This is a genomic window from Methylomonas rosea (assembly GCF_024505055.1).
Classification (GTDB): Bacteria; Pseudomonadota; Gammaproteobacteria; order Methylococcales; family Methylomonadaceae; genus Methylomonas; species Methylomonas rosea.
In genome coordinates this window covers 1-13624 of the sequence record NZ_JANIBL010000090.1, presented here as the reverse complement: position 1 = coordinate 13624, position 13624 = coordinate 1, and the positions used below count along the sequence as shown (strand labels likewise).

Genomic DNA, 13624 nt, shown 5'->3' with positions numbered 1-13624 from the left:
AAAACCAGAGCCCACAGAGACAATCTGCTTTTTGGCTTTCGATGCTGGTATCCATTGCCAACTGGACTACAGGAGATTTACGAACTTAACCAGCCAATAGAGCCCGGCGTGCGGCACTACGGCCATTTAGTTATCAATGTCTGAAACCGCCGCGCGAGGAAAATAGCTAGCCGGGCGGATTATTCAACCAGCACGTAGCGTTTGCATTTACATAAAATTGAGTTGAAACGTTTGGAACGGGGAATATTCCCTGTTCCGCTCAGAAGTAAATTTGCCCTGATCCCGATTTGCAGAGCTCCCCAGACAGTTGACAGCTATATTAAAGCCGAGTCAAATAACATTTAATAATTGTTAGCAGAGATCATCATGCCAACCAGCGTCGCACTAAGCCCCCATTTTGAAACCTTCATCCGTGAACAGATTAGCAGCGGTCGCTACAACAATACCAGTGAAGTAGTGCGTGCTGCCTTGCGATTAATGGAGGAACAACAGCAACGGCAGACGTTACAACTGGAAGTGCTGAAAGCGGAAATCGCCGCAGGCAAGGCCAGTGGCCCCAGCATCCCAGCCGATAGCGTTTTCGCACGCTTAGAAGCAAAGTACCAGCGACAAGCCGACAGCCAGTGAGCAAGCTGATTGTCACGCCACTGGCTGAACGCGACATCGAAGTGATCGGTGATTACATTGCCCAAGATAATCCCCGGCGCGCAATCAGCTTTGTCCGAGAGTTATTTGCTCAGTGCAAAACCATCGCTGAAAATCCGCCAGGCTACCGTCTCCGTCCTGAGTTGGCGGATGACCTTCGCTCCTGCGCTTACGGCAACTACATGATTTTCTTTAATGCCACTGAACAGGAAGTAACCATTATCAGGGTACTCCACGGCGCCCGTGACATACCTGGTGAGTTCACTGCAGATCAGTAGCAATACGGTATAAATGAGATAACGTGCGCTGATACTATTGATCCGGCCCCATGAAGTTTTAAGCCGCATATTTCACGGGCTGATCTTGGAAAAAGCTTTTTATCCGCTCAGGCGATTGTGCCAATTGGGTCATATGTTCGTTGGCGGCCTCGCGTAATTTGGCCCTGGTTCTGACCGGTACTTTTTTGCCAATGGCTTGTTTCAGATCGGCATTCAAACGTTCTTCTGGGTTTAACTCGGGGCTGTAGCTGGGCAGATAGAACATCTCGATTTGATGGTTGTGATCTTCCAGCCAGGCTTTGACCGGCTTGGCATGGTGAACTCGCAGATTGTCGACGATCAGAAAGACTTTTTTGCCCGCGTCTTTGATCAAGGCTTCGAGGAATTCGATTAGTTTGTCAGCATTGAAGGCTTCATCAATGATCATCCAGCGGGCTTTGCCTTGATTGGTGACGGTCGCTATCATGGACAGTTTTTCTCGTTTGCCGCCGGGGGCATAGGTCACTGGGGTTTGGCCCGATGGCGCATAGCTTCTGCCTCGGACGTCTGTGTTGGTCAGTGCCGTTTCATCACCCCAGTGGATTTCGCCACCCTCGGCCTTGGCTTTGGCAGCAATCGCTGGATAGTGCTCATCCAACCAAGCTTTAACGGCTTCCGGGCGTTGTTCGTAGGCTTTTTTGATCGGCTTTTGCGGCGTGAAACCCCAGCGCTTGAGGTATTTACCCACCGTCCGCACCGGCAGCTTAATCCCGTATTCCTGCTCAATGAGTTGCATCACCGCTGCACGACTCCATAAACAGAACTCCATTTTCAACTGCTCCGGGCGTTTGTCGATGATGGCGCGTTGGATCTGCTGCTCTTGCTCGCCCGTGAGCAAGCGTCCTTCACCTTTTGTCCGCCCTCGCGGCGTCGGGCGAATGGCAGGCCAGCCACCTTGTTCGAACAGATCAATGGCGCTTCGTACTGTCGGGTACGTCAATCCCGTCATTTCAACAATCTTCATGACTTTGTGGCCTTTGTTATGCAATCGCACCACTTGCTTACGCCTTTCGTGCAATTGCTCCAGGGTTTGTTTTCTTGCGTCTTCTTTGTCCATGCCAATCGGATGACCATCACCCTACAAAAGTTCAATCTTTATGGGGCCGGATCTATAATACAAAGTCCGTTTGCGCGGAAGACGACACTTTCCAGCCGAGATGGCGCTTCGTACTGTCGGGTACGTCAATCCCGTCATTTCAACAATCTTCATGACTTTGTGGCCTTTGTTATGCAATCGCACCACTTGCTTACGCCTTTCGTGCAATTGCTCCAGGGTTTGTTTTCTTGCGTCTTCTTTGTCCATGCCAATCGGATGACCATCACCCTACAAAAGTTCAATCTTTATGGGGCCGGATCTATAATACAAAGTCCGTTTGCGCGGAAGACGACACTTTCCAGCCGAGGATGTAGCGGGCAAACACATCGGAAGGCCACGTAAACAAAGCCCTACCAGGTTTTGACATAGGTGAAGTCAGCTACCCACAAGGCATTCGACCGCTCGGCGCTGAACTGCCGATTGACGCGATCCAAGCGGCAAGCCGCGTCAGCATCGCTACTCGTGGTCTTGATGGATTTGCCGCGTCTGACGCCTTTCAGCCTCAGGCTTCGCACTTGTGCCCTGTGGGTATCAGACGTTCCACTGTACAACGAGCCACGGCTAAGCCTTCGCGCTGCCAACTGAATCCAGACTTTACGAGCGCCGTAGTTTTGGAAGTTTTCCTCACAGAGGCGGCGAATTTGTTAGCTCAAGGCTTCATCCTGCTTGGCTCGGGTAGAACGTAACTCGGGATTGGCTTTGCGCCCCGCATGCAGATAATACGTCGATGGGGCAATCGGCAAGACCTTGCAGATTGGCTCGACCCCATAGACGACGCGATGATCGTGTATGAACGCTTTCATTGTTTGGACGGGCGCTTGTGCCCTGTGGGTAGTCGAGCTCCGCCTGTGCAAAATACGCCGACGCCTTACGCAGAATCTCGTTGGCCTGGCGTAACTCGCGGACTTCGCGCTCCAGTGCCTTGATCCGCTCCGATTCGCTGTCGACCGGCTCTTTCGGCTTGACGCCGGCCGTTTGCGACCGTCTAAGCCAACGGCGTAAGGTCTCCGCCGTGCAGCCAAACTTGGCCGAAATTGATTGAGTCGCGGCCCATTCCGACGGGTATTCGTCTTGATGATCTTGCACCATACGAACTGCTCGTTCTCAAATTTCCAATGAATAATACTGGGTGGTTTTCTTTTTCATGGTTCCATTCTCTCAAAGAGAGGAGCCTCCGAGAAAACCGGGGCGGTTCACCCGGTGGAGAAAACCGGCAATCAACGTCGCATGCGTCGAATTATGCAGACTCCAAGCCGGATGATTTGTTTTCAGCAGCTCGAGAGTGGAGCAATCCAGCTTAATTATCCTTTATGTGCTCGCCACTCGTTGTCGTGGCGTAAACTGTTAAACATTGCCTCGGTCCCGGTGCGGCAATTTATAAATTCAACCGAGCTTACAGCGGCAAAACCAATCAACAGGCAAGAAAACCCAAGTGAAACCCTTGGTTTTCCTTGACGAAAAGAGCCAAAAACAGTAGCTTATCCAACCTTTTTTGTAAAATCTGCATTTCCCCGATCGATTAGTTTTTTGAGGACGTAAAATTGGAACTCAGTGGCGGACATATTCTTGTCCAATGTCTTAAAGATGAAGGTGTCGAATTTGTATTTGGCTATCCGGGTGGCTCTGTCTTGCACATCTATGATGCCATTTTCCATCAAGACGAAGTGAAACATATCCTGGTCAGACACGAGCAAGCGGCGGCCCACGCGGCGGATGCTTACGCCCGTGCTACCGGTAAACCCGGCGTGGTGCTGGTGACCTCGGGGCCGGGCGCGACCAATGCCGTGACGGGGATTGCCACAGCCTATATGGATTCGATCCCTATGGTGATCATCTCGGGACAAGTGCCGTCGCCGGTGATAGGCAGCGACGCGTTCCAGGAAGTCGACACGGTCGGCATTACTCGCCCCTGCGTAAAACACAACTTTTTGGTCAAGGACGTCAACGATCTGGCCGAAACCATGAAAAAAGCCTTTTACGTAGCCACCACCGGCCGGCCCGGCCCGGTATTGGTCGACGTGCCAAAGGACATGACCGATCCGAACATCAAGGTGCCCTACAAGTATCCGAAAAAGATCAGCATGCGTTCTTACAACCCGGTAGTAACAGGTCATAAAGGCCAGATCAAACGGGCGGTGGAAATGTTGTTGACCGCGCAACGGCCGATGATTTATTCCGGCGGCGGTGTGATTCTCGGCGAAGCTCATAAAGAATTGACCGAATTAACCCAATTATTGGGTTATCCGATCACTAATACACTGATGGGCTTGGGCGGCTATCCGGCCACCGACAAGCAATTCGTCGGCATGCTGGGCATGCACGGTACTTACGAAGCCAATATGGCGATGCACGAGAGTGACGTCATTCTGGCGGTCGGTGCGCGGTTTGACGACCGGGTGACCGGTAAGCTGGCCGAGTTTTGTCCGTATGCGAAGATCATCCATATCGACGTCGATCCGGCCTCGATTTCCAAAACCGTAAAAGTTGACGTGCCTATCGTCGGCGAAGTCAAACCGGTATTGGAACAAATGCTCGAGCTGATCAAAGACAGCAAGCTCAAACCATCTAAATCGGCGCTGGAATCCTGGTGGCAGCTGATTCAAAGCTGGCGCGACGTGCATTGCCTGGAATACGACCGCAACAGCAAAGTAATTAAGCCGCAATATGTGGTGGAGCAGCTGTATCAGGTCACCCATGGCGAAGCCTATGTCACGTCGGACGTGGGTCAGCACCAAATGTACGCGGCCCAGTATTACCACTTCGATAAACCACGGCGCTGGATCAACTCCGGCGGTTTGGGCACCATGGGCTTTGGTTTGCCGGCGGCGATTGGCGTGAAACTGGCGTTCCCGGATTCCCATGTCGCCTGCATCACTGGCGAGGCCAGCATTCAGATGTGTATTCAGGAACTGTCGACCGCGTTGCAATATAACGCACCGGTGAAGATCATCAACCTGAACAACCGCTATATGGGCATGGTGCGGCAGTGGCAAGAGTTTTCCTATGAGAGCCGTTATTCACAATCTTATATGGATACCATCCCCGACTTCGTCAAACTGGCGGAAGCCTACGGCCACGTCGGCATGTTGATCGAGAAACCGGAAGATGTGCGCGGCGCACTGGAGCACGCGTTTGCCCTGAAAGACAGAACCGTATTCCTGGATTTCATTACCGACCGTACCGAAAACGTTTACCCCATGATTGAAGCAGGCAAAGGCCATCACGACATGAAATTGCGCGTCGCGCCCGGCACCCCGGTAGACAGGGAGTTGTCATAATGAGACACATCATTTCTATCCTGATCGAAAACGAATCCGGCGCCTTGTCACGGGTGGCGGGCTTGTTTTCCGCGCGCGGTTACAACATAGAATCGTTGACCGTTGCGCCGACCGAAGATTCGAGCCTGTCACGGATGACACTGGTCACCAGCGGTAGCGACGAGATCATCGAGCAAATCACCAAGCAGTTGAACAAGTTGATCGACGTGGTGAAATTGATCGATTTGGCGGAATCGGCCCATATCGAACGCGAGCTAATGCTGGTAAAAATCAAAACCAGCCACGATACCCGCGAAGAAGTGAAACGCATGGTCGACATTTTTCGCGGCAAGATTATCGACGTCACCGCCAACAGCTATGTGGTGGAAATGACCGGCCAATCCAGCAAACTGGACGCCTTTATCCACGGCTTTGAGGAAGGCAGCATCATCGAAGTGGTGCGCTCCGGTCCGACCGGCATCTCCCGTGGCGAAAAAGGCTTACACCTGTAACATTTATTATTTACCCAGCAACGAGAAAACCTATGCAAGTTTATTACGATAAAGACGCCGACCTTTCTGTTATCAGAAGCAAAAAAGTAGCAATCATCGGCTACGGCTCACAAGGCCACGCGCACGCCAACAACCTGAAAGACTCAGGCGTTGACGTCGTCGTCGGCTTGCGCGCCAGTTCAGCGTCAGTCGCCAAAGCGCAAGCCAGCGGCTTGACCGTAAAAGACGTTCCGGAAGCCATCGCCGGCGCCGACGTAGTGATGATCCTGACCCCGGACGAATTTCAATCCAAACTGTATAAAGAAGAAATCGAGCCTAACATCAAACAAGGCGCCGCTCTGGCGTTTGCTCACGGCTTCGCGATTTTATACAACCAAGTCGTACCACGCGCCGATTTGGACGTGATCATGATCGCCCCAAAAGCGCCAGGCCACACTGTGCGTTCCGAGTTTGTCAAAGGCGGCGGCATTCCTGATTTGATCGCGATTCATCAAGACGCATCAGGCATGGCCAAAGCGGTATGTCTGTCTTATGCGTCAGCCATTGGCGGCGGTCGTTCCGGCATCATTGAAACCACCTTCCGAGACGAATGCGAAACCGACTTGTTCGGCGAACAAGCGGTATTGTGCGGCGGCGCGGTGGAACTGGTTAAAGCCGGTTTCGAAACCCTGACCGAAGCCGGTTACCCGCCCGAAATGGCTTACTTCGAGTGCTTGCACGAACTGAAATTGATCGTGGACTTGATGTACGAAGGCGGCATCGCCAACATGAACTACTCAATCTCCAACAATGCCGAGTACGGCGAATATGTCACCGGCCCGAAAGTGATCAACGAAGAAAGCCGCTGGGCGATGAAACAAGCCCTGGAAGACATTCAACAAGGCAAATACGCCAAACAATTCATTCTGGAAGGCCAAACCGGCTACCCTGAAATGACTGCCAGACGCCGTCTGAATGCCGAGCATCCTATCGAAGTGGTCGGCGCCAAACTGCGGGGCATGATGCCTTGGATCAAAGCCAACCAAATCGTCGATAAAAGCAAAAACTAAGCTTATCGGCTAGGATTAAAGCCCATCTAAATGATGGGCTTTTTTTTGCCCGCGGATTTTGTCAAATGCCTGATCATTGTCAATTAAACCAGTTTTATCTCGGCATCGTAACCGCAGCCCTGGCACTAGTTGCATCAACCCCCTGCTTCGCCGAATTTTTTGACTGGAGCAACAGCGAAATTCAATACCTACACGGCAGCAATTACAACGAACCTTTCAATCCCCACGACGTCAGCCAATCCATCATCACCGTTACCCACGCCCATGGCTGGACTTATGGCCGCAATTTTTTCTTTATGGATGCGCTGTTTACCGAATCGGGCCAGTCCGCGCAAACCAACCTTTACGGCGAGGCATACAGCACCTTCAGTCTGAGCAAAATCATCGGACTGAATCTGTCATATGGCATATTCAAAGATTTTGGAGCCACCGGCGGCATAAACTTGGGCGAAAACATGGATATCCCGCAGAGCGGCACGCGGGCGTGGCTGTATGGTGTCACATTGGATTTCGATCTACCTGGCTTCGATTATTTCAGTGTAGATTTCTTACGGATGCGGGTAACGGAGCCGGCAGACATCGGCACCTCCTGGCAAATCACGCCAGTATGGAAACTGCCGTTTGAAATCGCCGGCAGCAAATGGAGTTTTGAGGGGTTTGCTGACTTCATCGGCAAGAAAGGCAGCCACGCGGCACGTCAGGCTTTAGCGCAACCACAGTTACGGCTGGATATTGGCGATTTATGGGGCAACGGTAATCATCTATATTTGGGTATCGAATATCAATACTGGCACAATAAATACGGCATTAAAGGGCTGCACGACAACGTGCCGCAAGCCTTGCTTTTGTGGAAATTTTGATGCCAATCGCCCGGTATTTAGTTAAGCAGCTGTCATATTCAGCATGTACAATGCCGCCAACTTTTCAACCTTTGTAGACACATTATGATCAAGAAGCAACCGCTTACGCGTCATCGTGGCATTTACCTACTGCCTAATCTGTTCACCACAGGCGCCATGTTTGCAGGATTTTATGCGATCACGTCGGCGATTAACGGCCGCTTCGAAACAGCGGCTATTTCCATGTTCATCGCGATGGTGTTGGATGGCCTGGATGGTCGGGTTGCGCGTCTGACCAATACGCAAAGTGAATTTGGTGTGCAGTACGACAGCTTATCCGACATGGTCTCGTTCGGCGTCGCCCCGGCTATCGTCATGTATTTGTGGACCCTATCCACCATGGGCCAGGCGGGCTTGTTCGCCGCGTTTGTACATATGGCCGGCGGCGCGTTACGCTTGGCGCGCTTCAATACCCAAGTCGAAGTGGCCGATAAGCGTTATTTTCAAGGCCTGCCCAGCCCGGCGGCTGCGGCCATTCTAGCTGGCGGCTTATGGTTCTGCGTGGAGAATGGTTACGATGTGGAAAACATCAAATATCTGGTCTTGCTGACCACCATCAGTACCGGCTTGCTGATGGTTAGCAATTTCCGCTATTCCAGCTTCAAGGAAATAGATTTTAAAAACAAAGTACCGTTCATCGTTGCCATCATCGCCATGCTGGTGATCAGTTTCATATTGGCGCAACCACAGCGGATGCTGTTCCTGCTGTCGGTCGGTTATGCCGTATCCGGCCCAATCGTCACCTTGGTTTTGCGTAAACGTAAGCTGCAAAGCCGTAAAAGTTAGCTGATGCAAAATACTGGCGGCAAACCGTTGCTCGATGCCTTGGAAAAACACTGGCGCCAATATCGCAAACGCTTGAAAGCCTGCCGCCAAATCGCCAACGAAGATAACGTACACGAATTACGTGTCAGTACCCGGCGCCTATTGGCGCTGATCGAATTAATTCACGCCCTGGCACCGCAGGCCACTCTGCTAAGAATCCGCAAAACCCTGAAAAAACAACTCGACGGCTTCGACCAACTACGCGACACCCAGGTTATGCTGTTTGAAGCAGCCAAGACCCTGCCTATCCTTCCCGAGCTGGAGCCTTTTTTAGCGCACATACATCGGTGTGAACAGCGCCTATTGCTCGAAAACCAGTCGTTCATCGTCAGTTTGTATCAACCCAAGCTGCAGCGCAAGCTGAAAAAAGCCGGCAAACATTTCAAAGCTCAAACAGCTACCATCGATCTCAAACAAGCATTGCCAAGCTCCATCGACAACATTTATGCCGTGGTGATCAATCGTTATGAAGCAGTGGACCCAGCCATTCCTGCCAGCATTCATCATCTACGCATCGCCGTTAAGAAATTGCGCTACACCCTTTTGGCAACGCAATCCATTGATTCCGCCCTGGCTGAAAAGGACTCAAGCCGGCTGAAAAGTTATTTAACTCGTATGGGCGATATTCAAAATTCGGTGGTAATGTTGCAAACGTTGCAGCTATTTTTTCAGCACCGGATACCGGCCGAAATAGAGCGATATTATCAGCGGCAACAACAAGAATTGATCGACGCATTTATGGAATGCTGCTCGGAGATTTTGTAGTTTCGGCAAAAAACCGGAAACGCGCAAAACATCGCTTTTGAATCCGCCTCTGATAACGCAAAACAACCGGAATCGAATAAGCCGTATCAAACGCAACAACATCGGACGCTTGAGCCATAGTCGGCAATCAAGTATAGTTTCCGACCATGAACAATCAGACGATCATTTTTCATAAAATCTTAGTTTTAATGCCAGCTATTGGCAGACGGTTGTTCGGCCTGTCTTTAAGATTGCTGCCCTGAGGGGCGCACTCTATCCTCATCTAAACAATACAACCCTTTTCTGTTTCTCGGCCTTAGCGCCGAACATTTCATGAACGGAGTTCTCATGAAAGACAAATTAATTATATTCGACACTACTTTGCGCGATGGTGAGCAAAGCCCCGGCGCATCCATGACCCGCGATGAAAAAGTCCGCATCGCCCGAGCTCTGGAGCGCATGAAAGTAGACGTCATCGAAGCAGGTTTCCCGGCCGCCAGCCAAGGCGATTTCGAAGCAGTACAAGCGGTGGCGGACGCGATCAAAGACAGCACAGTTTGCGGTTTGGCACGGGCGCTAGATAAAGACATCGACAGAGCCGGCGAAGCCTTGAAAGGCGCGAAAAGCTCCAGAATCCATACGTTTATCGCCACCTCGCCGATCCATATGCAGAAAAAACTGAATATGCAGCCGGATCAAGTTATCGAATACGCGGTTCGGGCGGTGAAGCGTGCCCGTCAGTACACCGACAACGTTGAATTCTCCCCGGAAGACGCCGGCCGCTCGGAAGAAGATTTCTTGTGTCGTATCCTGGAAGCGGTGATCGATGCAGGCGCGACGACGCTGAACATTCCGGATACGGTCGGTTATAGCATGCCGCAGCAATTCGGTGCGACCATCGCTAATTTGATCAAACGCATTCCCAACTCCGACAAAGCGATTTTCTCCGTGCATTGCCACAACGATTTAGGCTTGGCGGTTGCCAATTCCTTGTCGGCGGTGATGAACGGCGCTCGGCAGGTGGAATGCACGGTCAACGGTTTGGGTGAACGCGCAGGCAATGCTTCTTTGGAAGAAGTGGTGATGGCCGTGCGCACCCGGCAGGATTTTTTCGGTTGCGATACCGGCCTGGATGCGCGTGAGATTGTCACCTGCTCGAAGCTAGTGTCTTCTATTACCGGTTTTCCGGTGCAGCCCAACAAAGCCATCGTCGGCGCGAACGCCTTTGCCCATGAATCCGGGATTCACCAAGACGGCGTGCTGAAAAATCGTGAGACTTACGAGATTATGCGTGCCGAGGATGTAGGTTGGACCACCAACCGCATGGTGCTCGGTAAACACTCCGGACGCAACGCGTTCAAAACCCGGATGGCGGAGCTGGGCGTGGACTTTGCCGGCGAAGCCGATTTGAACGATGCGTTTTTTCGCTTCAAACAATTGGCCGACAAAAAACACGATATTTTCGACGAAGACTTGCAGGCCTTGATTTCCGAGCAAGGTTTCGAATCGGAAGACGAACACATTAAATTAGTAGCCTTAAAAGTCTGCTCAGAAACCGGCGAAGTGCCGAACGCCACCGTTACGATACGGGTTGACGGCAAGGAAGTTACGGGCTCGGGCCAAGGTGGCGGGGCGGTGGATGCCAGTTTGAAAGCCATCGAAAGCCTGGTGAAAACCGGGGCGACTTTGGCGCTGTACTCGGTTAACAATATCACCACCGGCACAGATGCCCAAGGTGAAGTGACTGTCAGACTGGAAAACGCCGGCCGGATTGTCAACGGCTCGGGTGCCGACACCGACATCGTTATCGCCTCGGCCAAGGCTTACATCAACGCGGTTAACAAACTGCAGACACCCGACCAGCGTCAGCATCCGCAAAAAGGCGATGTCTGATTCTTAAGCCGCAATGGATAACGCGACCCGCTTGCGATATTTGGAGGCGATGGGTATTGATGTCTGGGTACCTAGGCATCGACCTATCGTCGTTCCGCCAGCAGCCAATCATGCTGAAAATATTGTCGAAAACGTAGGATGGGTTGAACCAAGTGAAACCCAACAAGATAAGCCTAGCAAACAAGGGCTATCAATTCTCATCGAAACCACTAATGCCGGGTTGCCGCAACATTCGGGTTCATTGCAATCTTCCCACGCCAGTGATCAGATTTGGAAAGACCTGCAACACGAGGTTTCTTTGTGCCAAGCCTGCTCGCTGTGTAAAACCCGCACCCAAACCGTATTCGGTGTCGGTAATAAACAAGCCAGCTGGATGCTGATCGGCGAGGCACCTGGCCAGAATGAAGATTTACAAGGCGAACCGTTCGTCGGCAAAGCCGGTCAGTTGTTAACCGAAATGTTGCGGGCGATAGGTTTAAAGCGGGAAGAAGTCTATATAGCCAATATGTTGAAGTGCCGGCCGCCGAACAACCGCGATCCGCAAGCCGAAGAAGTCGCCGCTTGCAATCATTTTCTGCAACAGCAAATCGAATTGATACAGCCGAAAATAATTTTGGCCGTGGGCAGGATTGCCGCACAAAACTTACTCGCCACCCAACAACCGTTGGCAAAATTGCGCGGGGTTCGGCACCAATTGCAGGATATTCCGCTGATTGTCATTCACCACCCGGCTTACCTATTGCGCTCGTTACTGGAAAAGGCTAAAGCCTGGAGCGACTTGCAGTTTGCATTGTCGGTTTATCAAAAACTAGAAAAATAAAACCATGTGGAAGCTGTTACATAAACTGAAAGATGCTGTGATTTACGATGCGGACCGCGAATTTTACGCCAAGGTGTTTCCCGATTCGGTAGATAGCAAAGACTTAATGCGGATGCGTAAAATGGATCATGCCGATTTAGTCAGCGTTCTGAAGATCGAAGAGTTAAATTACGAATTCCCTTGGTCGGAAGGGATATTTAAAGATTGTTTCCGCACCATGACTTACACCAGTTGGGTTTGCGAGGCACCAGACGACAACATAGTCGGCTATTGCATTATCAATGTAGCCGCTGGCGAAGCACATATTATGAACATCAGCGTCAACCCTCGCTTTCAACGCCAGGGAGCCGGCCGAAAAATGTTGGAACACTTAATCGAATACGCCCGGCCTCGCGCGGAGAAAATATTCCTTGAGGTGCGTCCCAGCAATCCTGGCGCAATCAATTTATACCGAAAAACCGGCTTTCGCGAAATCGGCACCCGTAAGAATTATTATCCCGCAAAAAACGGTCGCGAGGACGCGATCATGTTTGAATTGGATCTGGTACCTATGCTGTGACCAGATTTTTTCGACCGACTATTAGCTTGAAAAACTCACCAACAAGCTTTGCCTGATGACGGGAACTGACCCGATTAACGCAGTAACCCAGAGGTTCATCGGGCCTTTGCCAAGGCCTTATGCTATAGGAGATTTTTTCAATCTATTTTGCAATTGTTGAATATCTTGCTTGAGCCAATTTGCGGTTTGGACTCTTAGATCAATTTCGTAAAGATAAATTGGGTTTGCTTGAAAACCAGCATTGCGGGTTTTAAGCGAGTTGGATTTGCCGAATTTAGTTACCATCGTAATTCCCTAATGTGTAGTTTATCTATAAAAGCAGAAACCTGTTCAAATATTATAAACAATTGAATTCGTTAGCTTACAAACGCCAGTCAAACGAGTATCTAGCTGTACCGGAATGTATGTCGCTAGCATTTGGCAATAGATACCAAGCAAATAGCACACCATTTTCTGAAAACGGAATTTCGTTCGCCTCTTCGAACGATCTGCCCGGAAATGACTATTTTTTGTCAGCACAGTATTGCCATAAGTGACAGTCATCTGACATTTTTGGTCAATAACGAAAAGATCGTTTATCTTTGTCCAATACGGCGTGCGTCATTATCAAAGGTTAATCTGTTAGCCCGTTAGCCGAGCCAATAAGCAGATATTTCCATTGTGCATGCACAGCGACACCAGCAAGCTCTGGCAGTTCAAATGAAACATTTGTAAAATTTAATTGACTTTAAGAAAGTGAATCAAGGTTTTGTTTTGGATGATTTTGTTTAACTTTTTAGAAGCGCACCGTTTACGCGAGGGACCAAAACACTGTTGAGTTTTAGTAAAAAGGTGGCAGAATCCGGCAAGGCTTGAGCTTTTGGGAGGTCTTATGAAAATACTTGCAGTGCTGATATTCGCCGGAATTGCTTATGGTTTTGCGTTGTTCTTAATTGGGATAATCAAAGAATTGGCGCAGTTTGCCGTTGAGGCATGGCGGGACGTTGAGATCAGACGATAAGTCTATTT

General features: G+C 50.6%; 14 protein-coding genes, 2 pseudogenes and 1 other annotated feature. Of the genes and pseudogenes, 12 read left to right on the top strand and 4 right to left on the bottom strand.

Features of this window, described 5'->3' with window-relative positions:
• The first annotated feature begins 366 nt into the window (after positions 1 to 366).
• On the top strand, positions 367 to 627 hold the full coding sequence (locus NP589_RS20240) for a type II toxin-antitoxin system ParD family antitoxin (protein ID WP_256608589.1): 261 nt from the start codon (positions 367 to 369) through the stop codon (positions 625 to 627).
• Complete coding sequence (locus tag NP589_RS20235) at positions 624 to 923, top strand: type II toxin-antitoxin system RelE/ParE family toxin (RefSeq protein ID WP_256608588.1); 300 nt, start codon at positions 624 to 626, stop codon at positions 921 to 923. The genes NP589_RS20240 and NP589_RS20235 overlap by 4 nt, the downstream gene beginning before the upstream one ends.
• A 58-nt stretch (positions 924 to 981) precedes the next feature.
• Here the strand turns inward: NP589_RS20235 and NP589_RS20230 are convergent, their stop codons facing one another.
• From NP589_RS20230 to NP589_RS21865, 3 genes and pseudogenes are all read right to left on the bottom strand, one after another.
• Positions 982 to 2019 carry an IS630 family transposase gene (locus tag NP589_RS20230; protein WP_256608587.1) on the bottom strand — a complete coding sequence of 346 codons (1038 nt, stop codon included), beginning with the start codon at positions 2017 to 2019 and terminating at the stop codon, positions 982 to 984.
• A gap of 99 nt (positions 2020 to 2118) precedes the next feature.
• Positions 2119 to 2265, bottom strand: a pseudogene (locus NP589_RS21860) (IS630 family transposase); the annotation flags it as partial.
• A gap of 55 nt (positions 2266 to 2320) precedes the next feature.
• A pseudogene (locus NP589_RS21865) lies at positions 2321 to 3147 on the bottom strand (IS3 family transposase); the annotation flags it as partial.
• Positions 2787 to 2920: a sequence feature (AL1L pseudoknot), on the bottom strand. (Overlaps the previous pseudogene by 134 nt.)
• Before the next feature lie 452 nt (positions 3148 to 3599).
• Here NP589_RS21865 and NP589_RS20210 point away from each other — a divergent pair.
• The 9 genes from NP589_RS20210 to rimI all read left to right on the top strand — a co-directional run bounded on the left by NP589_RS20210 (position 3600) and on the right by rimI (position 12616).
• Positions 3600 to 5336: an acetolactate synthase 3 large subunit gene (locus NP589_RS20210; protein WP_256608585.1), complete on the top strand. Its 1737-nt coding sequence runs from the start codon at positions 3600 to 3602 to the stop codon at positions 5334 to 5336.
• Positions 5336 to 5827 carry an acetolactate synthase small subunit gene (ilvN, locus tag NP589_RS20205; protein WP_101051816.1) on the top strand — a complete coding sequence of 164 codons (492 nt, stop codon included), beginning with the start codon at positions 5336 to 5338 and terminating at the stop codon, positions 5825 to 5827. Before NP589_RS20210 ends, ilvN begins: the two co-directional genes overlap by 1 nt.
• A gap of 32 nt (positions 5828 to 5859) precedes the next feature.
• Positions 5860 to 6876 carry a ketol-acid reductoisomerase gene (gene ilvC, locus NP589_RS20200; protein WP_256608584.1) on the top strand — a complete coding sequence of 339 codons (1017 nt, stop codon included), beginning with the start codon at positions 5860 to 5862 and terminating at the stop codon, positions 6874 to 6876.
• A 65-nt stretch (positions 6877 to 6941) separates the two neighbouring features.
• Positions 6942 to 7736: a DUF5020 family protein gene (locus NP589_RS20195; protein WP_256608583.1), complete on the top strand. Its 795-nt coding sequence runs from the start codon at positions 6942 to 6944 to the stop codon at positions 7734 to 7736.
• An 84-nt stretch (positions 7737 to 7820) separates the two neighbouring features.
• Positions 7821 to 8561: a CDP-diacylglycerol--serine O-phosphatidyltransferase gene (pssA, locus tag NP589_RS20190; protein WP_256608582.1), complete on the top strand. Its 741-nt coding sequence runs from the start codon at positions 7821 to 7823 to the stop codon at positions 8559 to 8561.
• 3 nt (positions 8562 to 8564) lie between these two features.
• Complete coding sequence (locus tag NP589_RS20185; protein ID WP_256608581.1) at positions 8565 to 9365, top strand: CHAD domain-containing protein; 801 nt, start codon at positions 8565 to 8567, stop codon at positions 9363 to 9365.
• Between the two features lie 327 nt (positions 9366 to 9692).
• A complete protein-coding gene (locus tag NP589_RS20180; RefSeq protein WP_256608580.1) occupies positions 9693 to 11237 on the top strand; it encodes a 2-isopropylmalate synthase in 1545 nt (514 codons plus the stop codon).
• A 13-nt stretch (positions 11238 to 11250) separates the two neighbouring features.
• On the top strand, positions 11251 to 12057 hold the full coding sequence (locus NP589_RS20175) for a uracil-DNA glycosylase (RefSeq protein WP_256608579.1): 807 nt from the start codon (positions 11251 to 11253) through the stop codon (positions 12055 to 12057).
• 4 nt (positions 12058 to 12061) lie between these two features.
• Positions 12062 to 12616, top strand: a complete 555-nt coding sequence (gene rimI / locus NP589_RS20170) for a ribosomal protein S18-alanine N-acetyltransferase (RefSeq protein ID WP_256608578.1) — start codon at positions 12062 to 12064, stop codon at positions 12614 to 12616.
• A 117-nt stretch (positions 12617 to 12733) separates the two neighbouring features.
• Here rimI and NP589_RS20165 read toward each other — a convergent pair whose 3' ends face one another.
• The gene (locus NP589_RS20165) at positions 12734 to 12901 is read right to left on the bottom strand and encodes a hypothetical protein (protein ID WP_256608577.1); all 168 of its coding nucleotides are present in this window, start codon (positions 12899 to 12901) and stop codon (positions 12734 to 12736) included.
• Between the two features lie 586 nt (positions 12902 to 13487).
• Between NP589_RS20165 and NP589_RS20160 the strand changes: the two genes are divergently transcribed.
• Positions 13488 to 13616 (top strand): hypothetical protein, encoded by a 129-nt coding sequence (locus tag NP589_RS20160; protein WP_256608576.1) that lies wholly within the window; start codon positions 13488 to 13490, stop codon positions 13614 to 13616.
• Positions 13617 to 13624 lie beyond the last annotated feature (8 nt).

What these genes read in the sequence shown, in the direction of transcription:
- NP589_RS20240 (WP_256608589.1), top strand. Translation starts at nt 367, where the DNA reads ATGCCAACCAGCGTCGCACTAAGCCCCCATTTTGAAACCTTCATCCGT.
- NP589_RS20230 (WP_256608587.1), bottom strand. Translation starts at nt 2,019, where the DNA reads ATGGACAAAGAAGACGCAAGAAAACAAACCCTGGAGCAATTGCACGAA.
- ilvN (WP_101051816.1), top strand. Translation starts at nt 5,336, where the DNA reads ATGAGACACATCATTTCTATCCTGATCGAAAACGAATCCGGCGCCTTG.
- ilvC (WP_256608584.1), top strand. Translation starts at nt 5,860, where the DNA reads ATGCAAGTTTATTACGATAAAGACGCCGACCTTTCTGTTATCAGAAGC.
- NP589_RS20195 (WP_256608583.1), top strand. Translation starts at nt 6,942, where the DNA reads ATGCCTGATCATTGTCAATTAAACCAGTTTTATCTCGGCATCGTAACC.
- pssA (WP_256608582.1), top strand. Translation starts at nt 7,821, where the DNA reads ATGATCAAGAAGCAACCGCTTACGCGTCATCGTGGCATTTACCTACTG.
- NP589_RS20185 (WP_256608581.1), top strand. Translation starts at nt 8,565, where the DNA reads ATGCAAAATACTGGCGGCAAACCGTTGCTCGATGCCTTGGAAAAACAC.
- NP589_RS20180 (WP_256608580.1), top strand. Translation starts at nt 9,693, where the DNA reads ATGAAAGACAAATTAATTATATTCGACACTACTTTGCGCGATGGTGAG.
- NP589_RS20175 (WP_256608579.1), top strand. Translation starts at nt 11,251, where the DNA reads ATGGATAACGCGACCCGCTTGCGATATTTGGAGGCGATGGGTATTGAT.
- rimI (WP_256608578.1), top strand. Translation starts at nt 12,062, where the DNA reads ATGTGGAAGCTGTTACATAAACTGAAAGATGCTGTGATTTACGATGCG.
- NP589_RS20165 (WP_256608577.1), bottom strand. Translation starts at nt 12,901, where the DNA reads ATGGTAACTAAATTCGGCAAATCCAACTCGCTTAAAACCCGCAATGCT.
- NP589_RS20160 (WP_256608576.1), top strand. Translation starts at nt 13,488, where the DNA reads ATGAAAATACTTGCAGTGCTGATATTCGCCGGAATTGCTTATGGTTTT.